Annotated in this window: 22 protein-coding genes; 9 read left to right on the forward strand and 13 right to left on the reverse strand. The window is 39.7% G+C overall.

The features are described from left to right. Window positions 1–64: 64 nt before the first annotated feature. The 4 genes from rny (at window position 65) to ubiE (ending at window position 4,709) form a co-directional block, all read left to right on the forward strand. On the forward strand, window positions 65–1,627 hold the full coding sequence (gene rny / locus AOM43_RS03740) for a ribonuclease Y (protein ID WP_006341628.1): 1,563 nt from the start codon (window positions 65–67) through the stop codon (window positions 1,625–1,627). Window positions 1,628–1,728: 101 nt separating this feature from the next. Then, window positions 1,729–3,738, forward strand: coding sequence for a DUF3604 domain-containing protein (locus tag AOM43_RS03745; RefSeq protein WP_013924723.1), 2,010 nt, complete (start codon window positions 1,729–1,731; stop codon window positions 3,736–3,738). A 24-nt stretch (window positions 3,739–3,762) separates the two neighbouring features. Continuing rightward, on the forward strand, window positions 3,763–3,969 hold the full coding sequence (locus AOM43_RS03750; protein WP_006341630.1) for a hypothetical protein: 207 nt from the start codon (window positions 3,763–3,765) through the stop codon (window positions 3,967–3,969). Next, the gene (gene ubiE / locus AOM43_RS03755; protein ID WP_006341631.1) at window positions 3,966–4,709 is read left to right on the forward strand and encodes a bifunctional demethylmenaquinone methyltransferase/2-methoxy-6-polyprenyl-1,4-benzoquinol methylase UbiE; all 744 of its coding nucleotides are present in this window, start codon (window positions 3,966–3,968) and stop codon (window positions 4,707–4,709) included. The genes AOM43_RS03750 and ubiE overlap by 4 nt, the downstream gene beginning before the upstream one ends. A gap of 4 nt (window positions 4,710–4,713) precedes the next feature. Here ubiE and AOM43_RS03760 read toward each other — a convergent pair whose 3' ends face one another. Together AOM43_RS03760 and AOM43_RS03765 are read right to left on the reverse strand one after the other, a co-directional pair. Beyond that, window positions 4,714–6,579, reverse strand: coding sequence for a hypothetical protein (locus AOM43_RS03760; RefSeq protein ID WP_059359115.1), 1,866 nt, complete (start codon window positions 6,577–6,579; stop codon window positions 4,714–4,716). Window positions 6,580–6,680: 101 nt separating this feature from the next. Further along, window positions 6,681–7,811, reverse strand: a complete 1,131-nt coding sequence (locus tag AOM43_RS03765) for an AMP-binding protein (protein WP_059359118.1) — start codon at window positions 7,809–7,811, stop codon at window positions 6,681–6,683. Between the two features lie 129 nt (window positions 7,812–7,940). On the opposite strand from AOM43_RS03765, the gene pyk reads away from it, so the two are divergent. Next, window positions 7,941–9,713 carry a pyruvate kinase gene (pyk, locus tag AOM43_RS03770; protein WP_006341634.1) on the forward strand — a complete coding sequence of 591 codons (1,773 nt, stop codon included), beginning with the start codon at window positions 7,941–7,943 and terminating at the stop codon, window positions 9,711–9,713. A gap of 183 nt (window positions 9,714–9,896) precedes the next feature. Here the strand turns inward: pyk and AOM43_RS03775 are convergent, their stop codons facing one another. The 6 genes from AOM43_RS03775 to AOM43_RS03800 are packed head-to-tail and all read right to left on the reverse strand — an operon-like array spanning window position 9,897 to window position 15,698. Next, window positions 9,897–10,427 carry a hypothetical protein gene (locus AOM43_RS03775; protein WP_059359120.1) on the reverse strand — a complete coding sequence of 177 codons (531 nt, stop codon included), beginning with the start codon at window positions 10,425–10,427 and terminating at the stop codon, window positions 9,897–9,899. Window positions 10,428–10,450: 23 nt separating this feature from the next. Continuing rightward, complete coding sequence (locus tag AOM43_RS03780) at window positions 10,451–11,176, reverse strand: RsmE family RNA methyltransferase (RefSeq protein WP_006341636.1); 726 nt, start codon at window positions 11,174–11,176, stop codon at window positions 10,451–10,453. Between the two features lies 1 nt (window position 11,177). After that, window positions 11,178–12,425 carry a CdaR family protein gene (locus AOM43_RS03785; RefSeq protein ID WP_013924720.1) on the reverse strand — a complete coding sequence of 416 codons (1,248 nt, stop codon included), beginning with the start codon at window positions 12,423–12,425 and terminating at the stop codon, window positions 11,178–11,180. Next, window positions 12,413–13,216, reverse strand: coding sequence for a diadenylate cyclase CdaA (gene cdaA, locus AOM43_RS03790; RefSeq protein WP_013924719.1), 804 nt, complete (start codon window positions 13,214–13,216; stop codon window positions 12,413–12,415). Before cdaA ends, AOM43_RS03785 begins: the two co-directional genes overlap by 13 nt. Before the next feature lie 15 nt (window positions 13,217–13,231). Continuing rightward, complete coding sequence (folP, locus tag AOM43_RS03795; RefSeq protein ID WP_013924718.1) at window positions 13,232–14,023, reverse strand: dihydropteroate synthase; 792 nt, start codon at window positions 14,021–14,023, stop codon at window positions 13,232–13,234. Beyond that, the gene (locus tag AOM43_RS03800) at window positions 14,016–15,698 is read right to left on the reverse strand and encodes a hypothetical protein (protein ID WP_059359122.1); all 1,683 of its coding nucleotides are present in this window, start codon (window positions 15,696–15,698) and stop codon (window positions 14,016–14,018) included. Before AOM43_RS03800 ends, folP begins: the two co-directional genes overlap by 8 nt. Before the next feature lie 327 nt (window positions 15,699–16,025). On the opposite strand from AOM43_RS03800, the gene AOM43_RS03805 reads away from it, so the two are divergent. From AOM43_RS03805 to AOM43_RS03815, 3 genes are read left to right on the forward strand one after another with little or no spacing between them, the layout of a single operon-like run. Continuing rightward, complete coding sequence (locus AOM43_RS03805) at window positions 16,026–17,396, forward strand: cytochrome ubiquinol oxidase subunit I (RefSeq protein WP_059359123.1); 1,371 nt, start codon at window positions 16,026–16,028, stop codon at window positions 17,394–17,396. Between the two features lies 1 nt (window position 17,397). Beyond that, window positions 17,398–18,426, forward strand: coding sequence for a cytochrome d ubiquinol oxidase subunit II (cydB, locus tag AOM43_RS03810; RefSeq protein WP_006341642.1), 1,029 nt, complete (start codon window positions 17,398–17,400; stop codon window positions 18,424–18,426). Window positions 18,427–18,440: 14 nt separating this feature from the next. Beyond that, window positions 18,441–19,535 carry a fatty acid desaturase family protein gene (locus AOM43_RS03815; protein ID WP_013924715.1) on the forward strand — a complete coding sequence of 365 codons (1,095 nt, stop codon included), beginning with the start codon at window positions 18,441–18,443 and terminating at the stop codon, window positions 19,533–19,535. Here AOM43_RS03815 and AOM43_RS03820 read toward each other — a convergent pair. From AOM43_RS03820 to nusB, 4 genes are read right to left on the reverse strand one after another with little or no spacing between them, the layout of a single operon-like run. Beyond that, window positions 19,507–20,715, reverse strand: coding sequence for a bifunctional folylpolyglutamate synthase/dihydrofolate synthase (locus AOM43_RS03820; protein ID WP_013924714.1), 1,209 nt, complete (start codon window positions 20,713–20,715; stop codon window positions 19,507–19,509). The genes AOM43_RS03815 and AOM43_RS03820 overlap by 29 nt on opposite strands. Further along, entirely contained in the window at window positions 20,712–21,554 is an 843-nt protein-coding gene (locus AOM43_RS03825) for a PHP domain-containing protein (RefSeq protein WP_059359125.1), read from the reverse strand. Before AOM43_RS03825 ends, AOM43_RS03820 begins: the two co-directional genes overlap by 4 nt. Window positions 21,555–21,565: 11 nt before the next feature. Next, window positions 21,566–22,447: a UDP-N-acetylmuramate dehydrogenase gene (gene murB, locus AOM43_RS03830; RefSeq protein WP_006341647.1), complete on the reverse strand. Its 882-nt coding sequence runs from the start codon at window positions 22,445–22,447 to the stop codon at window positions 21,566–21,568. Further along, on the reverse strand, window positions 22,447–23,010 hold the full coding sequence (gene nusB, locus AOM43_RS03835) for a transcription antitermination factor NusB (protein WP_006341648.1): 564 nt from the start codon (window positions 23,008–23,010) through the stop codon (window positions 22,447–22,449). Before nusB ends, murB begins: the two co-directional genes overlap by 1 nt. A 413-nt stretch (window positions 23,011–23,423) precedes the next feature. On the opposite strand from nusB, the gene AOM43_RS03840 reads away from it, so the two are divergent. Then, a complete protein-coding gene (locus AOM43_RS03840; RefSeq protein WP_059359127.1) occupies window positions 23,424–23,828 on the forward strand; it encodes a hypothetical protein in 405 nt (134 codons plus the stop codon). 34 nt (window positions 23,829–23,862) lie between these two features. Here AOM43_RS03840 and AOM43_RS03845 read toward each other — a convergent pair whose 3' ends face one another. Next, complete coding sequence (locus AOM43_RS03845) at window positions 23,863–24,906, reverse strand: zinc-dependent alcohol dehydrogenase family protein (protein ID WP_059359129.1); 1,044 nt, start codon at window positions 24,904–24,906, stop codon at window positions 23,863–23,865. Window positions 24,907–25,003 lie beyond the last annotated feature (97 nt).

Raw genomic sequence — 25,003 nt, forward strand, 5'->3', positions numbered from 1 at the left:
AAAAACTCACTTTATTAGAGAATACCCATAAGTTCTTTGAAAATATGTATAAAAGGCCCGTCATATGACGTTTGACTCTCCCTTATTCGTGGCGTCGTCCCTTTTTGCTTTTGGGATATGCCTGGGTGCTCTAATTGTTTATTGCATCCATCGCATAAAATCAGGAAATTACAAGCAAATCGCTCAAAATATTCTCCACCAGGCCCAGCAAGAAGCAATCAACCTAAAAAAACATGCAGAACTCTCGATTAAACAAATGCAACTAGAGCATCAGCGCGAACAAGAACAGACTTGGCAACAAGAAAGAAAAAAAATTCAACGCGAAGAAGATCGTTTAAAATCCAGAGAAGATAAACTGGAGACCCGCTTGAATTTGGTTGAAAAGAAGCTAACTGACATTGAAAAACGAGAAGCTGTTTTAATTGGAAGAAAAGCCCAATTAGAAGAAGAAAAAAAACAGCTGAGCGAAACCCATCAAAAACTCATACATGAACTAGAGCAGCTCTCCGGCTTTACTTTGAATGAAGCAAAAGAACTGCTTATGAAAAAGATTGATCATGAGGTCAAAACAGATGCAGCCAATCTGATTCGTCGCTTAAAAAAAGAAGCGGAAGAAAATGCAGAACAAGAAGCAAGGCGCATCATTGCAACAGCCATCCAACGCCTAATTGTTCCTTGCACCTCCGAAACAACCGTCAGCACCATTTCAATCCCAAATGAAGAGATGAAAGGAAGAATCATTGGACGCGAAGGGAGAAATATCCGCGCCCTTGAAAGCGCAACAGGAGTCAATGTCATTATCGATGACACCCCCAAGGCAATTGTCCTATCGGGCTTTGATCCAATTCGCCTTCAAATTGCCAAAATAGCCTTGTCCGATTTAATTGCCGATGGACGAATCCACCCAACACGCATCGAAGAGGCTGTTGAACAAGCTACCCTAGCCATACAAAAGAAAATTAAACAACACGGGGAAGATGCCGCCCTTCGAGCGGGAGCGATCTCTCTTCATCCTGAACTAATTTTACTTCTAGGCAAATTAAAATATCGCTATAGCTATGGGCAAAACGTTTTAGATCATTCCTTAGAAGTCTCCCATTTAATGGGCATGATGGCTGCAGAACTCGGACTGGATATCCGTTTAGCTAAAAGGATTGGACTTTTACATGATATTGGCAAAGCTGTTTCCCACGAATACGAAGGCACACATGCCCTCATTGGACGTGACTTTGCATTAAAATATGGAGAGAGCCAAGAAGTTGCCAATGGAATTGGTTGCCACCACTTCGAAATTGACCCTATCACAATTGAAGGAAGCCTTTGCAGCGCGGCTGATACAATCTCTGCTTCCCGGCCAGGTGCCAGAATTGAAGCGGTAGAAGAATACATGAAACGGTTAAAAAAATTAGAGGAGATTGCGGCTGAATTTCCAGGTGTTGAAAAAGCTTACGCTTTACAGGCTGGCAAAGAAATTCGCGTAGTCGTTCTTCCAGACATCATCGATGATGATGCCCTTCTGAATTTGGCCAGAGATCTTACAAAGAGAATTGAAAAAGAACTAACTTACCCCGGGAAAATTAAAGTCACCCTCATTCGTGAAAAAAGAATTATCGAATACGCAGCGTAATAAGATTTTTAATTTTTCTTTAAAGAGATTCTTGTCCCTTGAAAAAGAAACAAGAATAAGGCAAACTGCTGACTCACTCATTTATAATGGAGTTCCCTGACATGCGTCGATCTATTTGTTATTGCGACCCTCATCATGCTTTTGCTGGGGAAGTCAATACTTGGAAGTTTATTTACACAACGTCTGTAGCGTTACCAAAAAAAACCCGTCTTAAATTTGATTTGATGAGCGAAGGACGTGACATCGACTGGGAAGTCCCCTCAGCAAATTTAAAGAAAGGGAAAAATGTGATCTATGCAGAGCTTGAAAATGGAAAGCTCTTAACAGCCACAGAAATTGAAACTCCCGAAAGATTTACACCACAATTTGAATTCACTCTGCCTGATAAAGTTGAAGCAGGTTCCAATATTACGATTATCGTCGGATCCCCAAAATTAGATGACGATTCTCGTTATAAAAAAGGCACCCGCACCCAAACAACAGCGCAAAGACGACGCTCTTTCCTCCTTTATGTCGATGCAAGTGGCAAAGGCCATTACGAAGATCCAGAAATTTTCTCCATGGATATTCGAGGAAACGTGCTAAGTACGCTAAAAGTCATCACCCCTTCATTCGTTACCCGAAATAAACGCTTTGATGTCATTGCCCGTTTTGAAGACCAGTTTGGCAATTTAACAAGCAATGCCCCTGAAGACACCCTGATTGAGCTTTCTTACGAGCAACTACGAGAAAACCTAACATGGAAACTCTTTGTTCCTGAAACTGGCTTTATCACACTTCCTAACCTCTATTTCAATGAACCTGGCATCTATACAATTCAGCTCTTGAACACAAAAACCAAAGAAGTTTTCAAATCTTCACCCATCAAGTGTTTCTCTGAAAGTAACCAAAGCCTTTTTTGGGGATTACTTCATGGTGAATCAGAAAGAATTGATTCAACAGAAAATATTGAAAACTGCTTACGCCATATTCGCGATGAAAAAGCTTTCAACTTTTTTGGAACATCCTCCTTCGAAAACATCGAAGAAACTTCAAATGAAGTATGGAAACTGATCACACAAAATATTGCCGAATTTGATGAAGCCGATCGCTTTACTACTTTTGTGGGCTTTCAATGGCAAGGAGAGCCAGGCGAAGAGGGCATTAGACAAATTGTTTACGCAAAAGAAGGCAAGCAAATCCTTCGTAAAAAAGATGTTAAATATAGCTCTTTGAAAAAAATCTATAAAAGCTTTTCTCCGAAAGAGTTAATTTCTATTCCTTGTTTCACAATGGCAAAGGGATTCGAATTTAATTTTAAAGAATTTGATCCAGAGTTTGAACGTGTTGTGGAAATATACAATGCCTGGGGATCTTCCGAATGTACGAAGAAAGAAGGAAACCCCCGACCTATTCAATGTCAGGGAAAAGCTGGCGTTCAAGAAACGGCAGAAGGATCTATCCAAAAAGCCCTGCAAAACAACCATCGTTTTGGATTTGTAGCAGGCGGACTAGATGACAGAGGTGCCTATTCAGATTTTTTCCGTGGCGACCAAATGCAATACTCTCCTGGTTTGACAGGGATTATTGCGCAAGAGCACTCGCGCAATGCCTTAATTGAAGCCTTGTATAAGCGTTCTTGCTATGCCACAACAGGGGAACGGATCATTGTCGGACTCTACCTGGCTGGTATGCCCATGGGGAGTGAAATGGACACATCCGAAAAACACGGTCTGATTGTGAACCGACATATCTCTGGCTATGTCGCAGGAACAGCGCCTTTAAAATCGGTTGAAATCATTCGGAATGGAACTGTCATTCATACATTGAAATCTGACACCTATTATCTCAATTTCACTTATGACGACATGACAACTTTAAGCAAGGTGTGCTTCACTCCTAAAGATAAAAAGCCCCCATTTGTTTATTACTACTTACGTGTGATTCAAGAAGATGGAAACATCGCATGGAGTTCCCCGATTTGGGTTGATCTCGTGCCACTGAAACCTTCTCCTAAGAAGAATTCAAAAGCTCTAGTCAAACCATCTAAAAAACCCATCATCATTGAAGATGACTTAGATGAAGAAGATGAGGATGATTTCGACGATTTTGATGACGAAACAGAAGAGTAACAAAAAAACAATAAGAGGAAACAGATGTCTGATTTTACCACCACTTTAATCATCGCATTTTTTGCAATCATCGTCGCCCTCCTCTTATTGGGTTTAGGATGGCTTCTGACAGGAAAATCAAAAATTAAACCAGGATCCTGCGGAAGAGACCCCACACAAAAGAAAGATAATGAGTGTGGGGACCAATTCAGCTGCACACTTTGCGACAAAAATGATGAGAAGAAATCATGAGCAAATATACCAAAGAGAATCCTGAAAGTATTCAGAAAATGTTTGGAAGCATCGCTCAAAATTACGATAAAACCAATGCAATTCTCTCATTTCAAATGCATAAAAAATGGAATCAGGAATTAGTGCGCCATGTAGGCGGCTATGACGAATCAGAAGTCCTGCTCGATCTTTGCTGTGGAACTGGCGATATCGCGTTTACCTGCCTAGCGCAGTCGAAAAAAAAGCGCAAGGCCTATTTGCTCGATTTCTGCCAAGAAATGCTTGATTGCGCAAAGGAAAAATCTTTAGTGAAAGGTTTTCAGCGACATCAAATTTCTTACCTGCGAGCAGATGCACAAAAAATTCCTCTAGAGTCTGAAACAGTGTCTTTGGCTACTTTGGCCTACGGCATTCGAAACATTCAGCAACCTCAAGAATGTTTTAGGGAGACTTATCGCGTGCTCGCTCCAGGAGGAAGATTTGGGATTTTAGAATTGACAAAACCTCAGAATCGCTTGCTACGATTTGGGCACCAAATCTATCTAAAAACGATTCTTCCACTTCTCGGAAAATGGCTAACCAATAATCGTGAAGCCTATCAATACCTTTGCTCTAGTATTCACAATTTTGTTCCACCGAGTGAGATTTCACGCATGCTTAAAGAGGAAGGTTTTCAGCAAGTTACTTTGTCTCCTCTATTTGGAGGCATTGCAACCTTATTTATTTGCCAAAAACCCTTTCTTCACACAGAATCCCAATAATTGCTTATTTCCGCTCGCTCTTCGCACTCTTCAAAAGAGCTTTAATGGAAGAATGCGTGCGATATTCAGCCAGCTCTTGGGGGGTGAATGGCCCTCTTTCAGGATCAGCTAATAAATAAAGAGCCTGTGCTCTTTCCTTCAAAAGCGTTTCCATTTTATCACTGAGAAAACCAGGCAATCTGTCATTAATTGAACTAATCATTTGCCCCACTTGTATCGGAGTTAAATGAGAGCGAAGATCATTCAAAAGCTCAGAATCATATGCATAACCCGATATTTGAAAATTACGCCATTTATATTGATTTCTCGCTGCAACTTTGATCCCAAATATATTTTTTTCCGGAAAGCTATTTACATTGTCAATGGCTTTAATATCATTAACCTTTCCCTCTTCATCCAGCTTTACCAGCCAATTCTCATGATGTCGATCGAGATTCCCAATCAAGTAATCAAAAAGTGTCATTTGTTGAAATTGTTTCCAGCCTTGCGGTGTGAAATTGTCCTGATTTTGCAATAAATAGCTAACCTGCTCTGCTTCTTGATAACCATTTAAAAATCGCTGCATGGTTCCTGTTTTATCCCCTAGCTTAACGACTCTAGCCCCTGGTGATATGGGAAAATCCAAAAATTTTGAAACTTCAAAAGCAGCAGCTTCCGATTTTGATTGAGCTAGCTTCTTTGTATTTAAGTAGTAAAGTTGACCAAAGAACAGTTGCTTAAATTTGTTTTTGATACGAATTGATAAAGAGGTCTCTTTATTGCTCAGCTTAAAAATCCCAATTTTTTTAAACTCTCCCTTTCCATCCTTTGAAACCCATTCCACAAAGTGAGCACCAGTTTTTCCTTTGCCAACATTGGTAACAAGACCAAATTTTGCCGCTAATTTCGCCTTTTCAATTTGCCTTGTTAGCTTCTGTGATTCTTCTTCTCCTGTCAGCTTAGGCAGCTCAAAGCTAGAGTCTTCTGATAGGTCTGAATCTTCTCCAAGTTCTTCTTTGAGGAGATTCTTTTGCTGACGTAATTCTTTTAATTTAGGATTTAAAAAATTATGTAATTCTTTATTCGCTAACAAAGAACGCAATTTCGGGTTGTTTTTGACAAACGGCTTTAATTTTTCCTCGAACAGCTCCTGCATATCATTCTCGAATTGTCGGATCTGCTTGACTTGTTCTCTTGAATAGCCCTTATCCTCAAGTTCTTGATCTGTAAGGATTTTATCTCGATTCTCTCTCTGCCAGCCTTCTATCGCTTGGACACTAACTTTTACAATATATGCAACACGGGCATTCACTTCTTTTTTGCTTTTTGCACTGGAGAATCCCCAAAAATTTGATTTTGCTAAATTTCCTTTTGAAAGGGTCAGTCGGGAAGGATCTGAATTTAACAGAGCCTTAAAATCTGCATTCTTATTCAACAGATCTATTTGTGGAATAATTCCATTCGAAAATCCAGTGTCTAAAAAATCGCGCAACTTGGCATTATTTAATAAAACCTGTAATTCAACATCATTTTTTACTAGAGGAGTTAACTTCTTCTCGAAAATCTCCTTTACATTTTTTTCGAACTGCCGAATCTCTTTAATTTGCTCTTTTGAATAACCTCTACGAACTTCAAGCTCTCGATCCGTAAGTTTCAGGTCTCCATTTTCTTCTTTCCATTTTTCTATCGTAGAAATACAAACCTTTACAATATTTCTAACCCGTAGATTAACTTCACGATCTCTTTTTTTACGCGAAAATATCCCAGAATTCGATTTAGTTAAATTACCACTTTTAGATAAAGCCAATTTTGAGGCATTTTCTACACTTAAAAGAGCTTTAAAATCATCGGAATTATTTAAATCCCCAATTCTTGGAATAATCCCAGCCATACAACCTCTGCTTATAATGATTAATTATATATATAATTATATTATATTAAGTTTTTACTTTAAATCCGAAACCCACAATTAATTGATTAAATTAAAATATTTTATGAGCTTTCAATAATATTAACTAGATTTCCTCGTAAAAGTTTACCTGTGGCCGAACGAGGCAGAAATGGAAGGCAATGAACTTTTCGAATTTTTTCATAAGGCAAAACAGAAATATTATATATTTCTACTAATTGTCTAACCTGCTGATATTCCGCATCTGTCACAAAATGAATGACATGACCTAACCGCTCGTCAGGGAATGGAATAAGAGCGACATCAAAGCAAATTTGAAGCCGCATCTTCACTTGTTCTAGGATTTTTTCTAGATTTGCAAAATCAACACTTTCTCCACCAATTTTGAAGAAATTTTGATCTCTTCCGAATATTTCTAATGTTTGGCCAACGATCGCCCCGCGATCTTCTGTTTGAAAAAGGCCATCACGCTTGGGATCTATAATCCGAATATCTCCCCTACTCGATTCAAGATAGGCTGTCAATAATGAGGGGCTTTTTAAAGCAATTCTATCCGCATAGATCGACGCTTCAACATGTGATAAAAGTGAAAGAGAAGGATAATGCATGGACTTTAAACTATCTAAACCTGCTGTGGCTACTTGAGAAGCACATTCTGTTAACCCATAGCTAGGTAAAACACACCAACCCAGACTACGGGCTTGCAGATAAAGTGATTCCGTCAGTTTTCCTCCACCGACCACTATGGCACGTAAGCTTGGTGGGGCCGAAAGCTTATGCATAACAAGATCAAAGATTTGCGTTGGAACTAGAGCCGTAAGTGTTCCCGCATGCTTCACAACACATTCATAAAAAGCAAAAGGATTCCATTTTTCTTGAAATATGTGCACGCGCGCTTTTGATAGCAGGCTTCTGGCCCAAATACCCAAGCCTCCTACATGAAAATCAGGTAAAGCATGGATCCATCGATCACTTTGATTCGCTTCTAGATGGAAGTTCACGGCTTGCGCAGAAATCAGCACACTTTCCTTAGCCAGCAAAACCATTTTGGGAAATTCACAGACCTGTGCAGTTGAACCCGAAGTAGCCACACAAATGTGACTCTCTAAATGGACGTTATTCTGAAGGGCTGCCGCAATTTTCTCGTGTATCAATTTAGAATATTTAGGATTAATAAGAATTTCATTCTGAGGAGAAAACCAATCAACCAACATACTTATCTACAAAAACTTTATATTAAAAGGCTTATTTATCATGATGAAGTTTCGGTTTAGAATCAAGAAGTGTATTGGATTTTTTGCTTTGCTTCTGTTAATTTGAGTATATACACCCGGAGCATCCCCATGATTACGAAGACTAAGGTCATTTGTACAATAGGCCCTTCTGTTAATTCCTTAGAAAAAATACAGGCACTCATCCAAGCTGGCATGAATGTGGCGCGTTTAAATTTTAGTCACCAAACGCATAAAGAGCATTTAGAAACCATTCAATTGCTCAAACAAGCACGCACAAATCTCAATACACCTCTCGCCATCATGCTGGACACAAAGGGCCCTGAAATACGACTTGGACGTATTAAAGATCAAGAACGCCTCTTAAAACCAGGTCAAAAATGGCTTCTTGTTAAAGAAATCATCGAGGGTGATAGCAATCAAGTCACCATCACACCGCCCGAAATCATTGATCAATTAACTGTTGGCATGCAGGTTCTTTTTGATGATGGCTATATTTCTTCACGCGTTGTTGAAGTGACTTCCAATGGCGTCTTGGTTGAAATTTTTAACGGAGGACTCATTCGCTCTGGCAAAGGGGTCAATATCCCTAATACCTCGCTAAACCTCCCGGCTTTAACAGACCATGACATTGCGGATATTCGATTCGGATGTGAACAGGATATTGATATCATTGCAGCCTCCTTCATCCGATCTGCTGAGCATGTTTTAACCATTAAAAGATTGCTTGAGCAAGAAAAAAAATCATCCATTCTTATTATAGCCAAAATTGAAAATAGTGAGGGGGTTCAAAACTTTGACAGCATTGTGAAAGTAGCTGATGGAATCATGATCGCACGCGGTGATTTAGGTGTGGAAGTCCCTTTAAGTCTAGTCCCTAAATTGCAGAAAATGATGATTAGGAAATGCTATATTGCTGGAAAGCCCTCTGTAACAGCCACACAAATGCTTGAATCTATGATTCATAATCCCCGTCCTACGCGCGCGGAGGTATCCGATGTTGCGAATGCAATATATGACAGCACCTCGGCAGTCATGCTATCGGGAGAAACCGCAATTGGACATTACCCGATCGAAGCTGTCACCATGATGAAAGAAATCATTAAAGAAACAGAAGAAGATTTTGACCACTACCATCACTTTAGCATGCAGACACCTTACATCAGCAATGATGTCCCAACAGCTGTTTCCTTGGCTACAGTGAAGATTTCTCATACTGCCAATGCAAAAGCTATCTTCACGTTTACAAACAGCGGAGGCACCGCTAGATTGCTTTCACGCTTAAGACCTCCCATGCCAATCATCGCACTGACTCCCAATGAAAAATGCTATAATCAAATGGCCCTTAATTGGGGTGTCATTCCTTGCAAAGAGGCTGAGCCTGTTAAAAACATTCAAGATGCATTTAAACAAATCAGCTCATTTGCCCTAGAAAAAGGACATGTAAATTCTGGAGATCTTGTCCTAGTTACAGCTGGATCTCCCTTTGGATTTACTGGAACGACAAATATGATGATCGTCGAAAGCATCGGCGATGTTCTAGTACGTGGAATGGTTGGATTTGGCCCACGAGTTCACGGAAACATTTGTTTTGCTTTATCAAGCGATTCTAAAGAAGTATACGAGGTTAAAGGTAAGTTGCTCGTTATCACCAACTGTGATGAATCTTATCTCCCATTGATTAAAGAATCTCTCGGTGTCATTTTAGAGAATTTTCCGAACGATAAAACGTCTGAACAGTTTCTTAAAAAAATGATGGAATCCCTTCATAAACCCTATCTGTGCCAAGCAGCCCATGCCACACGGATTTTGAAGGAAGGGGGAATGGTCACTTTAGACCCTGAGAAAAAGATCATCTATAAGGGAATTGTTTTGAATGTGTGATTATGAGCCCCAAAGAAGCCACAAAAAGTCAAGGAATCGCCATTTAATGAAATTAGCAATTCTTGAAAACAGCTTAGCACGACCTACTCACCGCTGATTAAAAGAGTAGTTAGGATTTTCGAAAGCTCTTGGTTCCTTCAGGATGAGGATCCTTTCAAATCTGAAAGGATCCTATAAGCCAATCTACGGATTTCGTTGTGGATTGCGTTGAGGTGGTGGGGGAGGAATATAGTAAGAATGGGGTTCTTCAAACCAACTTTGAAATGGGGGGCTATCTCCCGGAGTAGCGGTCGTAGAACCAGGTGTCACCGTAGTAGATCCCGGCGTGACCATCGTGGAACCTGGAGTTAAATCACCCGCACCCACAGAACGTGAATAACGCCCAACGGAAGGTGAAAATTCTCCTTGGGTTCTCGAATCCCAGCCGGCTTGGGGAGAATCCCATCCTGCATATTTGGACCCCTCTCCAACAGAAGGACTATAATAGCCTTGGATTTGATCGGTTGACCCAGGAGTAATTGTGGTCGATCCAGGTGTAATGGTTGCGGCACCCGGAGTTACCGAATCTTCCCCTGCTGTTTTTGAATTAGCACCAACTGACGGAGCTTCATTGATAATGTATCCTTGTGCAGGATACCTTGTAGGATAAGCAGCTTCACATAGGCAAGATGCACCTAAAAGAAATGCAACGGCCCATTGTCTTCTCATCTTCATGACTTTTTCCTTTGTTTAAAAACTTAAACATGGAGTCGCTGTTGAGTGATTGCACAAAGAGCTGCTATTGCGGCTGTATCGGTTCTTAAAATATGGGGGTGAAGCTTCACCCCTTCAACATCCAATGCTTGAAGTGTTTTTTCTTCTTCATAACTGAATCCACTTTCTGGTCCAACAAAAAAAATAACACCATTCTGAAAGCGCTCTTGCTTAAGCTTTTCAACACAAGAAGGTGCATCTGGTTGAACATTTCCAAAAAGGGCGGGCAAAGGAAGATTCCTTTCCCATTTTTCTAGGGGTGGTTTCATAAGAATCGTAGGCAAATAAAAACTGCCACATTGTTTCATCGCTGCAATTGAAAGGGCACGCATCCGCTCAATTTGATGCTCTGTAAGCTGTTTGCGCTCCCCACGCTGTGAAGGGAAAAGCCAAAATTGTGTCATGCCCAATTCTGTCCCTTTCTCAAGAATAAAATCCAAACGATTAATTTTTGGAATTGCTTGGGCAAGAATAACTTCGAATGCTGGCTTTGGATGTTGAACGGTCTCTTCAACACGAAAGATAGCCCTCTTTTTTTCAAGGTGCTCTAAAACGGCATGCCCAAATCCGCCTTCCCCATTGACAACTTCGACACTTTCCCCAACTTGCGTACGCATCACATGGACCAGATGGTGGAATTCCTGTCCTTCTATAATCAACTCAGATCCTTTCTGAAAAGGTTGAGGAATGTAATATCTTTCGGCTGGCACGCTATTTTCCTATTTGGACTTTAATTTGGTGGTCATCTAAACGACTATCTAGCAATAGTTTACGATCAGGAGTTACATACAAAGCTAAGCGTTGCACATATTCTCTAAAACGTTCTCTTAAAAGAGTTTCTTGCCTTTTTGAAGATAATGCCGAAACGTTTTTGTCTTCAGGTAAAGCACTAAGGGAATAGGCCACATAGGTATCTTCTAATGCATGTGCATCAATAATTTCAATGCTCCACTGCAGAATCTCTCTTTCATCTTTTGGAGCAGCAATCACGACAATCTGCAAATTATCGCGAATAATATCGAGAAATAAACGACTGACATCTTTCACATAAAGTGGAACAGAGAAGATCGAAATCCCATTTTTTTCAATGATCGGACCTTGAAAAGACAAGGAATAGGTATGAGGGTTAATGTCAGAGCTATTTTTAAAAGGATAAAAAACTTGCACAGGAAGTTCTTGTTTTAAAGGCAAAAGCTTTTTTCTCAAAAAGTCTATCCGCAAATTAGCCGCTTCTGGGTCATTAATCTCCTCCATTGCATACTGGCGAAAAGGAATCGCAACCTGCTTCCATTTTTCGGGGACAGGAAAACTAATTTCATCATCATATGTATGTGAGGGATCATTACTTAATTTGTCTAAGTCAGCTGACGCAATTTTATCCAGGTTAAATGTCAGCTTTAAGCCTTTATTTTTTAATCGTTCTATTTCCTCTCGGGGTCCGCTCAAGGTTTGCATGAGTTTTTGCGGCCAAACGTCCAAATATTCATATCCTTCAGGAGGATTTCCTACCGGCGGCATTACTAAAATAGGGATCTTCGCTGTCACAAGCTTCGTCAGCTTAATCACAAATTCAGCGTGATCAACAGCCGTAATGTGTTGTAAAAGGTTAATAGCGGGATTCAAACTAACCAAATTTTTCTTGGATATGCGCACAACCCAGTCGTCGCTATCTGCTGTTGAAGCATCTAAAAGAACTTGAACATCTCCGGGTTCCAAATCTTGAATAACATCCTTCGTCCCAGTCAACGTCAAAGTCATTCGTCTCTCCAAAATTCCATTGGACAACAAGCCAAGCACTGTTTTATCTGGGGCCAGATTGACAATTTTAACGGGAACATTGGGGATGGTTTTCGTTTCAAGAATCGAATGATTCACAAAAAACCAAATGATGATGGCAGAAATGACTGCAACAGCTTTACGGCCCCAATTATGAAAAAAAAAGTCTTTTACTGATTCCATTGTTTAAGCTGTCCTATCAAATCAAAACCTGATTCCACTTTAGTTTTAGGAGGGGTGAATACGCTGCGGATGATTCCTTTAAAACGGTCCATTTTAACTCCTCGAGTCATAATGCCTTCTCGAGCGATGGATACTTTTCCCGTTTCTTCAGAGACAACAATAATAAGCGCATCCGTAATTTGGCTAATTCCAAGACCTGCACGGTGCCTTGTTCCCATCGATTTGGAAAGCTGTGAACTATCATCAGCTAATGGCAAAATAGTTGCGGCTGACAAAATTGTCATTCCTCGAATAATTACGGCGCCATCATGCAAAGGCGTTGTCGTTGTAAAAATGGATTCGAGTAATTCAGGAGAAAACTGGGCATTTAAAACGACGGCTTTATTGGCAAACTCATCTAATGAATCCTGATTTTCAAGCAAAACGAGAGCGCCAATTCGCCTTTCCGACAAGCGATAAATAGTTTGAGCAGTACTGTCGAGAAACTTATCGAATTCGGTAATTTCCCGATATTTCTTTCCCTTAACGCTCATTTTAGAAAGCGCCAGTCGTAACTCTGGTTGAAAAATAATTAAGACGGCAATTACCGCTACGTTGATGAAATACCACATAAGCTTTTGGAGAACAGGAAAGTCAAGCCATTTAGCTCCTGCATAAACAGCAACAAAGGCCAGCAAACCCAAAATCAAATCCATCGCTCGTGTATTCCAAAAAAACGACAGAAGGTTGTACACCATTATAGCAATAATGATGATTTCCAATCCCGGAATCATAAAATGAAATACATTCATCAATCCTGACCTCGTTTAAACAAATCTCTCCATGAGATCTATAACTCCACGATGTTCTTTTACATCATGCACACGAATTATGTCGACACCCTGCTGTAAACCTATGACATTGACAGCGATCGTCTCCGACAAAACATCCGCAGAGGATTTATTCACGATTTTGGAAAGAAAAGACTTGCGTGATGCTCCCAACAAAACACGAAAACCCATCGACTTGAACAAGGATAGATTTTGTATAATTTGAAGATTATCATCAACCGTTTTTCCAAATCCGATGCCAGGATCTAGAATAATTCTTTCTTCTTTTACACCATTTTTTTTTAATTCATTCACACGGTGTTCAAACCAGTGCATCAAATGAGGCACTACGCCCTCTTTATAAGCAGGATTTTGTTGCATCGTGCGAGGCTCACCTTGCATATGCATCACACAAACGTCCACATCAAAAGAGGCTGCAATTTCTCGCATGAGAGGAATGCCAAATCCACCCACATCATTGATAAGAGATGCCCCTGCCTCGATAGCGGCGGCTGCAATCAGAGGTTTCATGGTGTCGATCGACAACACACATTTTGTTTGTAAACGAAGAGCTTGGATAACAGGGACAACGCGAGCTAATTCTTCTTCTTCAGAAACAGATAAAGACCCGGGACGAGTGGATTCTCCTCCAATATCTAAAATATCAGCTCCATCGTGCTCCATTTGCAATCCACGGGCTATGGCTTTCTCTGTATCTTTGTATCTTCCCCCATCAAAAAATGAATCTGGAGTCACATTTAAAATTCCCATTAATTTAGCCTTAGACATCCGTAATTAACCCCAACTCTTTTAAGACAGTGCGTTTTTTTTCACACGTTTGTTCAGCACAAATCGCTTTAATTTTTGATTTTTTAATAGGCAATGGAGTACCTGCAATTAACAGATCTTTGAGAATGACCTTTAAAAAATCAGGATTTGTAGATGGCATATGTTTGATTAATTTGGCTAAAAGAAATGCATCAATATGTGACTTACATAGAGATAGATTACATTTAAAACCGGGCACTTTTGCCGTCTTTACCCTTCTTACACGATAATAAGCTATAAAAGCTTGCTTTTTATACGCATAAAAACTTTCTTTAAAAATCCCCTTTAGGGCCTGCTCCATGTAGCAAGATGCCTCATCCAAAGACAGTATGACAAAAAGAGACATGAAAGAACTTTCGCTACTTTCCTTCTGACTAATCACATGGACTAAGTGACGTGCATAATCCATTTTGCCTTGATTACTTAAAGCGCTGAAGATACTTTTTAACTCTTCGGAGTTTCCAGATTTTATTAGCTCTCGAGTTTTCAATAAGCTAAGATCTATTTTGAGCCAGTCATATTCAGTAAAATCACATTTTTCTAAAACATCGGGGATTCTATTTCCAAAAAGAACCGAAATCTTGTTTAAACGTGCTTCTCTATCCGGAAGGTGTTGAAATTGTTTACAAAGTAGTCTCTCATGATTGTTCAGCACAATGTCATTCTTTAAAAGACCGACTAATTCTCCCAATTGGATATCATTCATCATTAGAGCACTATTTGGAAGGGCTTTAAAAATGTCTCTTAAAGCAAATGGTTCCCTTCCCACTTCTCTAATGAAAAGTCTAGCGCTTATTTGTTTTTTTTCTTTGGGCACAATTTTTGATAAAAAAGCGTTTGCTGAGGAGCTTGCGAGATCTCCACTTTCTAACCCTTCTTCGATTAGCTTTTCCCACACATCCAATCCAATAGAGGAAACAATTTTTTTAGCAATATCCTCTTCAGAAAGAAGGATGGAGTCTAGCAAAGCAAGGGCCTTCGCCAATTCCATGTATTTAAAACACATTGAAATGAGACAATTGGAAGATGGATCGGATTTATCCTGAGCTTTTTCAAAGATTTGATCTATTTCTTCTGTACTTAATTTCTCAAAATACCTTTCCAACTGATCCTGATTGCCATTTTTTACAATCTTGACCACATCATAATAAAATTCATCACCTGGCGGAACTAAAAATGGCTTCTCTTCCACAGCTTCGATAGAAGCGGATATAGATTCTTTTTTAAAAGGATCAATCGCCTCTTTTGCAGGCGTTGTTGGCAACTGATAGGTTTTGAAAAGGTTTGATCGGCACAAAAATGCCACAAGCTTTGGAAGTATTAAATATCGCAAACATCTTAACCATTTAACATTGTGTTTTTCACAGACATTTTGCAAGCGAAATTTTAAAGCCGCGATTTGAAAGTCTTGAATCGTATGATTCACTTGAGACTGATTAAAGAGAGGGATAATTTTATCTAAGGTAAATAAAAAGAGAGGATTTGATTTAGATTCCTTTATTTTTTTTTGCCATGCAGTTTTATCATAAACTTCAAGTTTATACGTATTTTGCTTGTGAGTGACTTGAGTGATGACAAAATAACCAGAATCTACGCATTTCCAATCAACGGAAGTCAAATCTAAAAAAGAATGCATAACACACCACTACCTTCACTCATATTCAGTTTCATTTCACACGAGGCTTTCTTTTCAAATTGGAAAGGCTAAGGTACGCTGTCAACCAATCCAATAAATTCAACCAGTTGGATGAATTTTCCATGAATCTTACTGTAATAAGTTTTTGTTGACAATGCATTCAATTCATTTATGACTTAGCATCCAAGGTTGTAAGAGTAGAGCAGCGAAGCGCAAAATTAAAATTTTTCATCTCATTTCAAAAGAAATAAAAAGTATCTTTCTAAAAAATTCACAAATTCTTTAGAGTGCTTTCTTTAGCTTATTTGTTTTAGGAGATCGCTATCAATGGACGTAGAAATACTCGCCCGCTTTCAATTTGCTCTTACTATCATGTTTCACTATATCTATCCACCTCTTAGCATAGGTGTAGGCTTATTCTTGGTTTGCGTAGAAGCCACTTATCTGAAGACAAAAAATCCTATTTACCTGCAAATTGGAAAGTTCTGGACACGCATTTTTGCATTGACATTTGCGATTGGTGTAGCCACGGGCATTGTCATGGAATTCGAGTTTGGTACAAACTGGGCAACCTATTCACGCTATGTTGGAGATGTATTTGGCAGTGCATTGGCTGCGGAAGGAGTCTTTGCTTTCTTTCTCGAATCCGGTTTTTTAGCAATCATGCTTTTTGGATGGAATCGCGTAAAACCTAAAACACACTTTTTTGCAACCCTCATGGTTTGCTTGGGAGCACATTTTAGTGCCGTGTGGATTGTAGTGGCTAACTCTTGGATGCAAACGCCTGCCGGTTATCATATTGTCGGGGAAGGCCTAAATGCGCGTGCTGAGATAGTTGATTTTTGGGCGATGGTTTTTAATCCGTCATCCGTCGACAGGCTTGCTCATACACTTGTTGGAGCATGGCTTGCGGGAATGTTTCTCGTGATCAGTGTTTCCGCCTACTATTTGCTCAAGAAAAAACACTTTGATTTTGCAAGATGCTCCTTGAAAATCGCCTTAAGTATCGCTTTTGTTTCCTTAATTCTTCAACTTATCTTAGGTGACATGAGTGCCAAAGGGGTTGCACAAAATCAGCCAGCTAAACTTGCGGCTTTTGAAGGACTCTTTGAAACCCAAAGCGAAGCTCCCCTAACTCTTTTTGGAATCGTCAACACCCAGGAAAGGCGTGTTGACTATCAGATTGCGGTTCCGAAACTTTTAAGTTTTCTCTCTTTTGGAGATTCTTCAGCCATCATTCAAGGCCTTGATAAAGTTCCCGAAAAGGATTGGCCAAATGTAAAGGCTGTCTTTCAAGTATACCGCTTAATGATCGCCATGTGGGCGTGCATGTTTCTTTTAACGGTTATCGCCATCTATTTGTGGTGGAAAGGGACTTTATTCACAAATGTATGGGTACTTCGGATCATGACCTTTTCCGTTCTTTTCCCACAGCTTGCCAATGAAGCGGGTTGGGTTGCGGCAGAAATGGGGAGATATCCATGGATTGTACAGGGCTTACTTCGCATATCTGAAGGCTTATCAAAATCGGTGACTGCCAATCAAGTTTTTGGATCCATTGTCATGTTTTCGGTTGTGTACTTCTTCTTATTTGTCATGTTTATTTATTTGCTCAACGAAAAAATCAAGCACGGTCCCACTGACGAAGATCTCACAAGCCCTTATCACAACCTCCTCACCTACGTAAAGGAACTATAACATGATTAATGCTTCTTCTCTCGAATTTATCTGGTTTAGTGCCTTTGTTGCCCTCGTTACAGGATACGCCATTTTAGATGGCTTTGATTTAGGTGTGGGTATGTTACATCTTTTTTCCAAGAAGGATGAAGAACGCCGTTTAATGCTAAACTCTATCGGTCCGGTATGGGATGGAAATGAAGTATGGCTTGTTACAGCTGGAGGAGCTCTATTTGCAGGCTTTCCAGATATCTACGCAACATTGTGCTCTGCTTTTTACGTTCCCCTTATGATTCTTTTAGGAGGACTAATCTTTCGAGCTGTTGCCATCGAATTTCGCAGTAAACGCCCTATGCCTTGGTGGAGATGGATGTGGGACGTGCTGTTTAGCTTAGCAAGTTTGATTATTGCCTTAGCACTGGGCGTTGTTTTGGGAAATCTCATTAGAGGGCTCCCACTTGATGCTCAAAAAGAGTTTACAGGAGACCTATCTTCTCTACTTCATCCTTATGCTCTATTAATCGGAATTATGGCCGTTGCGTTATTCTGCATGCATGGTGGTATTTTCATTTTGATGAAAACAGAAGGAGAATTACATGATAAAATCCGTTCATGGATAAATCCTTTTATCATTTTCTTCATTATCACCTATTCCTTAGTCACTATGGCCACACTCATTTACATGCCACATATGATTAAAACGATCCAGGAACGCCCCATTTTCTTTCTGCTTGCCGTGGGAAATATGCTTTCCATAGCAAACATCCCCCGTGAGATTAACCAAGGAAAGGATTGGCTCGCCTTTGTCTCTTCCTGCTTCAATATTGTGTTCTTAATGCTACTCTATGCTGTCGGAACTTACCCAGAGGTTGTACGTGCGATTAATGATCCAAGCTTAAGTCTGACGATCTATAATTCAGCTTCTTCTGAAAAAACCCTGGAAATTCTGATTATCATCGCCTTGATTGGAATCCCCTTGGTGCTAGCTTATACGACAGCCATTTACTGGATCTTTCATGGAAAAGTAAAATTGGATTCGTCAAGTTACTAGCTCGGAGGTAAAAATTGAAATTAAAATTTCAAGCTAACCAAAAGGATGATTTTTTCACCGTAGTAAAAAAAAGAGTTGAACAGGATTTTGCAATACAGGCCAAATCCTGTCATGCAAACTGGCAGATGTGGTTAAAGACCCTTCTGCTCCTTGTGGCATATGTCACTTGCTATGGAGCTTTAATTTCGAATAGCTTTTCATTTAACGGAGTTCTTCTACTCTATTGCGGACTTGGCATCATCAAGCCCCTTATTGGTTTTAATGTGACTCATGATGCTCTGCATGGAGCTTATAGCCATCATCATAAATTGAATCGCTTTCTGGGCTATTCTTTTGACATCAATGGAACTAGTTCTTACATCTGGAAAATCACACACAATGTGCTCCATCACACCTATACGAACATTCCAGGACACGACTCCGATATTGACAAAGCGATCTGGCTACGTCTTTCCCCGAAAGATGAGGTCTATTGGTTTCATCGATACCAGCCGTACTATGCCCCCTTTTTGTATTGTCTCACCAGCCTCAATTGGATTTTATTTTTTGATCCTGTTTGGTTTTATCGTGGTGCCATTAATGGAAAAGTGCCACCCAAGGACACCGCTATCTTTACCACTCTAAAAATTTTTTCATTATTTTTTTTCATCGGCCTTCCTATGTATCTACTCAGCCTATCTTGGTGGCAAGTACTATTGGGATATTTTTGCATGCAATTTGTGGGAGGATTTATGATAGCGCTCGTCTTTCAACTCGCGCATATTGTAGAAAGTGTGGCATTTCCAGAGCCCGACTCCGTTGGAAGAATGGCGAATAATTGGGCAACCCATGAGCTATTAACGACATCAAATTTTGCAACCCACAATCGCGTGTTGTCCTATTTTTTAGGTGGATTGAATTTTCAGATCGAGCACCATCTTTTTCCTAACGTCTGCCACGTACATTATCCACATATTTCAAAAATTGTCAAAAAAACGACTGAAGAGTTTGGGCTGCCTTACAATGAACAACCCACTTTTTTTCAAGCGATTGGTTCCCATTTTCGTATGCTCGGAAAATTAGGTCGAGGAGAAATCCTTTCTAATCCCGAAGTTCGAGAGGATCTATAGGCTCACTAATTCCTAAAGCCATGCGGGCATCGCGCATGATATAAAAAGTCCCACAAATCAGCACAATTCCCCCGTCTTGAGAAGCATTTTGCATGGCCAATATCACGGCCTGTTGAATACTTAAATGCGAATGAATTTCTTCGGGAAGATGTACAAATGTTCGAATAATCGCTTCAAGCTGACTCACGGGAGCGGCTTTCTCTCCTGTCGAAGAAACCAGATAAATGTGCTTTGCTTCTTGGGCAATTAAATGCAAACATGTTTGCAAGTCTTTATTTCGTGAGAAACCGCAGACGATATGGAAGGGAACTCCTGAATAGTCTTTTCTGGCCCTTTTTAACAACCCTTCTACGCCTGCAGGATTGTGTGCAACATCAAGGAAAATGGGAATATTTGTCTGAATTTTTTCATATCGGCACGGTAAGCATGCCAAAAGACCTTGCTGAATATTTTCTTCCTGTAATTGCAGGTGTTGCAATGCCCTTTCAGCAATCGCACAGTTTTCTTGCTCTGGATTAAAAAAAGTTCCAGAAACTGAGTAAAGAGGGCTTTTTAGTTCGTCAGCAATTGGTTGTATGATTGAATGAGGAACCGAAGGCCCAATTAAAACAGGGACATGCGATTTAATGATCCCTGCTTTTTCTTTCGCGATTTCTTCTAATGTATGACCCAGTATTTCTGTGTGATCAACCGAGATAGACGTAATCACCGAAAGAATCGGATGCACTATATTTGTGGCATCCAAACGTCCACCTAAACCTGTTTCGAGAACGGCAATGTCTGCTTTTTTCCGTGCAAAAAAGCAAAAAGCGAGTAAAGTTGTGAGTTCAAAAAATGTGGGAGATATCTTTTCTCTATCCGCAACTGCAAATAATTCGTTTAAGATTTCGACAACTTCAGCCTCAGAAATCATTTCACCATTAATGCTCATTCGCTCTCGGAATGTCGCGATATGGGGAGAGACATATCTTCCGACACGATAACCCGCCGCCTGCATCCCTGCTGCGATTTTTGCTGTCACAGATCCTTTGCCATTTGTCCCCGCAACGTGAATAGATTTGAATGAATCGCAAGGACGTCCCATGGCATGATGAAGCCGAAGACAATTGGATAAACCGAGCTTCATGCCACGCGTATTTGTTTCTGCAAACAAGCGCTTCACCAACTTGACATAACTCATATATCCTCCCTTAAATTGGCCTGAAAATGGCTATAAAACGGATTAAAAAGTTCCTCATTAACCCAAGAATTTCCTAAAGAAATATTCGGCTTAATCGCTCCATGAAAATCGGATCCACCTGAGATCAGCCAATTTTTGTTACGTGCCATCTCAAGCCATTTTTCATGCACATGTGCAGGAAATTTTCCGTAATAGCATTCAATACCATCGAAATTCATTTCTAAAAGACGTTTTGTGGTAGGAACATGATCGATCAGATGGGGATGGGCAATAACTGCCAATCCTTTCGCCTTGTGAATTACATCTAGGGTTTCCTCTACAGAAAAAGGTTTACCAGAAGCGAAGCAAGATTTTCCATCCCCTAAATACTTTTTAAAAGCTTCTTGTAAGGTCTTTACATATCCATAATTGATCATCGCTAAAGCGATGTGTGGACGGCCAATTGTTCCGAATGGCGATAAATCGATGACATCCTGCTCTTTAATGGGCATCCGATGCATCCGTAAAAGATCCAAGATTTCACGATTTCTTTCCACACGACGAGCCGCATGTTTTTGACAAAATTTAGTTATCACAGGATTTTGAAAAGCAAAAGCGTAGGCAAGGATGTGAACATTGACGGAGTCTTGTTCAGCAGAAAACTCCACACCAGAAAGTAATTTTATTCCAAGTTTTGCAGCGGGTTCCACTGCACTCTGATAAGCTTCTACACTATCATGATCTGTAATTGACAAACCTTTTAAACCACTTTTGAAAGCTATATCAACTAATTCCTCAGGAGAGCATGTCCCATCCGAGCACGTTGAATGGCAATGCATGTCAGCACGGAAATCATCCATGTTTTCTCTTTTTATATGCTTTTTGGAAGGCTGGAGATGTAACGAACTTCACTCTCAAGCTCCACGCCTTGTTGTTTTAAGACTTCCTCTTTGATATGAGCAATCAACTCTAAGACATCTTGTGCACGCGCATTTCCATCATTCACAATAAAATTTGCATGCATACTCGATACCTTAGCACCCCCAATGACTTGTCCTTTAAGCCCAGTCTGCTCAATCAAAGCTCCAGCATGGCCGGATTGAGGGTTTCTAAAAATACAACCAGCAGATTTTTCACCATAAGGTTGCGTTTTTTTGCGATAATCTAAAATTTCAAATTGTTTTTGTCTAGCAGAATCTAAGCGGGATAAAAAAAATGAAGCTGCAACAACAGCTCCTGACATATTTTGAAAGGGAGAAGTTCGATAAGAAAATGGAAGATTTTCTTTTGAAAAAATGTAAAGCTGTCCTGTTTCATCGACATATTCAACTTCGTATAGGGAAGCACAGGTTTCACAACCATTAGCACCCGCATTCATGAACACAGCACCACCTACACTTGCGGGAATTCCAGAGGCAAATTCTAAACCTGACCATCCCTCTCGAGCCGTTTTGACACCTAAAAGAGAAAAGCTGTAGCCAGCTCCTACTCGAAAAAGTTCAGGACGTGGATTTTCAAAGAAATCAATCTTGTTATGAATGACCAAGCCATCGAAGCCCGCATCATCAAATAAACAATTGGATCCTTTTCCTAAAATAAAAAAAGGGATGTCATGTGCGGAACAGAATGCTAGCATCTGTTGCATGGAAGGGATGTCCCGCACTTTGGCATAGTAACGCGCGGGACCTCCGATACCAAAAGTACTCAATCCGCTAAGCAACTTATTTTCTTGGTAAGCAAATGGAAAATCCATTACTCCTCACTATCGTTTTCTTCCTCAATTTCTTCATGAGAAGACGCACGCACAACGTCTCCTCTTTCTGCTGCTTCTAAAAATGCTTGAACAACGACATCATTTTGGGCCAAAACAGCCGCGCTTTTTGCGATCGCCAGATCATCGCTGACTTTGCCCTCTTTGGTCTGATAAATGTGATCAAGCAAAGCATTCACAAATGTTGCGGATTCGGGAGTACTAAATTTCCGCGACAACCGAATGGCTTCTGCAATCGCAACTTTTGGGGGAATGGAGTCATCAAACAGCATCTCGTAAATCCCTAACCGTAAAACGTTTTTTTCTACGGTTTGAATTCTTTCAAAGCGATATTCACGAGATGTGTTTGCAATAAGATCATCAATTTCAGCTTTTTTTTCGAGAACAAGTTCTACTTTTTCCAAAGCAGAATAGGCTGTCTTTTTAGTAACAGCCAATTCTTTCATTACAAGCTCTACAAGCTCTTGTTCACTCACTCGGCCACAATCTTGGCTATAAAGAAGTACGAAAACGACTTCTCGAAATTTTTTTAGGGGAATGGCCATACTTAGGTCCTTTCGGTTAGTTAAGGAAAAGATTATAGCCCTTTTCCTCTTTTCTACCAATAAGAACCAGCCACTCTTTCACTATCAAGCTTTCTAATGCTTTATCCTTGTTTTTACCGCACTATTTACAGCCTATTCTGCTCGTTCCCGATCGTTCAGATATTCTTTCCCTAAACATCCCCTAAAAAATGATTGGCGAACCAAATTGACGCGATTATCTATTTTGATGGTGTCATCATGATATTTTTTTAATATGAAAAAGTAAGTAGATTGATTCAAGACTACCAAAAAAATCACTTGGTACACACTTATAAATCCCCTCAAAATGAATTTAAAAATCGCCAAAAATACGCAGGTTTGTAATATAATGATAATTGAGACTATTTTTTATTGTTAAAACAGAGGAATTAAATATGAGTGGTTCTAATCTAAATCTCTCAAATATTGTTGAGGCTTATAAAGCCTACGAAAATAGGGATGCTGATCGAGAAACTGCACGAGAATTTAAACCACCGACCTATCTTTTTAATGGAAAAACCATTAAATGCATTGGTGTTGATGAAAAAGCAGAGAAAGGATTCAGCAAAATCTCTTCTGCAAAAATTTTGAATGCTATTAATAGTGGAATAGAGAGAAAAGATGCTGCTGTTACTGAAAATATAGATAGATTAAAAGATATTATGAAGCCTATTCGAGAAACTAAATATTCTATATTAGGCAAATGGATTTCAAAAATCAAAAACCTATTCATTAATAAAAGTTTTATCACATCTTCCCAATATGCTGAAATAGTCGACCTTCAATTGGATAAATTTTAATAGAAAGAAATAGTACGATTAATGGATTTTTTAATTACGGATGTGTTTCCAAAATGACTTTCAATGCATGTTGATTGGCAGCGTCAGCAAATACTTCGTATGCTTTTATAACATTTGTTAAATCAAAATGATGGGTAATTAATACACCTGGTTTAAGCATACCAGCAGCAAAGGTTTTTAAAAGAATCGAAATACTGAAAGTATCCACTAAGCCCGTTGTTATGGTGATGTTTTGATTCCAAAGCTTTTCTAAATGCAAACAGACACTTTTCCCATGCACACCCACATTGGCAATGTAACCACCTGGAGCAACAATAGCCTGACAAGTTTCGAATGTTTCTGGTTTTCCTACAGCTTCAATAACGATATCAAAGCCTTTTTGATTAGTCATTTCTAAAACGCGCTCGATTACATCATTACCGTCACCATTAATTGTTACTTTAGCTCCCAGCAGCTTAGCAACTTCCAATCGAAAATTATCTTTATCAACGACAACAATTTCTGAGGGTGAATAGAACTGAGCCGTCAGTAAAACAGCTAAACCAATAGGACCTGCCCCTATAATCGCAACTTTATCTCCTAATTTGATTTTTCCCTTCAAAACCCCTGTTTCATAACCTGTTGGTAAAACATCACTAAATAGACAAATGAGATCTTCGTCAACATTGGAAGGAATGGCGTGAAGACTTGTATCGGCAAATGGAATACGCACATATTCTGCTTGCGTGCCATCGATTTTGTTTCCGAGTAACCACCCTCCAACCTCACATTGCGAGTACATTTGTTTCTTGCAATAAGCACATTTGCCACAGGAGGTAATACAGGAAATTAACACTTTATCATAAACCTGAAAATTTGAAACTGCGTTGCCCACAGCCTCGATGGTTCCCACTCCTTCATGGCCTAAAATACGCCCCTTTGCGACTGTTGGTACTTCGCCTTTTATAATATGAAGATCCGTTCCACAGATTGTCGTTTTTGATATTTTTATAATACAATCCGTGGATTTTTCAATTTGAGGTTTAAGCCTTTCTTCGAGACTAATTTTATTTGGCCCCTTATACACTAAAGCCTTCATAATTTCTCTCTCATGTCTAATTAATTAGAGGACGGCTAAAAGAAAAGGGCAGGCTTTACAGCCTGCCCCATTATTGACATACACACGGTTAACTAAA

It is taken from the genome of Parachlamydia acanthamoebae (genome assembly GCF_000875975.1).
Lineage (GTDB): Bacteria > Chlamydiota > Chlamydiia > Chlamydiales > Parachlamydiaceae > Parachlamydia > Parachlamydia acanthamoebae.

Coding starts and splice junctions, on each gene's coding strand:
- AOM43_RS03760 (WP_059359115.1), bottom strand. CDS start 6,579: ATGGCTGGGATTATTCCAAGAATTGGGGATTTAAATAATTCCGATGAT.
- AOM43_RS03825 (WP_059359125.1), bottom strand. CDS start 21,554: ATGGATGATTTCCGTGCTGACATGCATTGCCATTCAACGTGCTCGGAT.
- AOM43_RS03785 (WP_013924720.1), bottom strand. CDS start 12,425: ATGGAATCAGTAAAAGACTTTTTTTTTCATAATTGGGGCCGTAAAGCT.
- pyk (WP_006341634.1), top strand. CDS start 7,941: ATGATTACGAAGACTAAGGTCATTTGTACAATAGGCCCTTCTGTTAAT.
- AOM43_RS03845 (WP_059359129.1), bottom strand. CDS start 24,906: ATGAAGGCTTTAGTGTATAAGGGGCCAAATAAAATTAGTCTCGAAGAA.
- AOM43_RS03840 (WP_059359127.1), top strand. CDS start 23,424: ATGAGTGGTTCTAATCTAAATCTCTCAAATATTGTTGAGGCTTATAAA.
- AOM43_RS03805 (WP_059359123.1), top strand. CDS start 16,026: ATGGACGTAGAAATACTCGCCCGCTTTCAATTTGCTCTTACTATCATG.
- ubiE (WP_006341631.1), top strand. CDS start 3,966: ATGAGCAAATATACCAAAGAGAATCCTGAAAGTATTCAGAAAATGTTT.
- AOM43_RS03750 (WP_006341630.1), top strand. CDS start 3,763: ATGTCTGATTTTACCACCACTTTAATCATCGCATTTTTTGCAATCATC.
- AOM43_RS03745 (WP_013924723.1), top strand. CDS start 1,729: ATGCGTCGATCTATTTGTTATTGCGACCCTCATCATGCTTTTGCTGGG.
- AOM43_RS03800 (WP_059359122.1), bottom strand. CDS start 15,698: ATGCATTCTTTTTTAGATTTGACTTCCGTTGATTGGAAATGCGTAGAT.
- rny (WP_006341628.1), top strand. CDS start 65: ATGACGTTTGACTCTCCCTTATTCGTGGCGTCGTCCCTTTTTGCTTTT.
- AOM43_RS03765 (WP_059359118.1), bottom strand. CDS start 7,811: ATGTTGGTTGATTGGTTTTCTCCTCAGAATGAAATTCTTATTAATCCT.
- cydB (WP_006341642.1), top strand. CDS start 17,398: ATGATTAATGCTTCTTCTCTCGAATTTATCTGGTTTAGTGCCTTTGTT.
- cdaA (WP_013924719.1), bottom strand. CDS start 13,216: ATGAATGTATTTCATTTTATGATTCCGGGATTGGAAATCATCATTATT.
- AOM43_RS03775 (WP_059359120.1), bottom strand. CDS start 10,427: ATGAAGATGAGAAGACAATGGGCCGTTGCATTTCTTTTAGGTGCATCT.
- nusB (WP_006341648.1), bottom strand. CDS start 23,010: ATGGCCATTCCCCTAAAAAAATTTCGAGAAGTCGTTTTCGTACTTCTT.
- folP (WP_013924718.1), bottom strand. CDS start 14,023: ATGTCTAAGGCTAAATTAATGGGAATTTTAAATGTGACTCCAGATTCA.
- murB (WP_006341647.1), bottom strand. CDS start 22,447: ATGGATTTTCCATTTGCTTACCAAGAAAATAAGTTGCTTAGCGGATTG.
- AOM43_RS03820 (WP_013924714.1), bottom strand. CDS start 20,715: ATGAGTTATGTCAAGTTGGTGAAGCGCTTGTTTGCAGAAACAAATACG.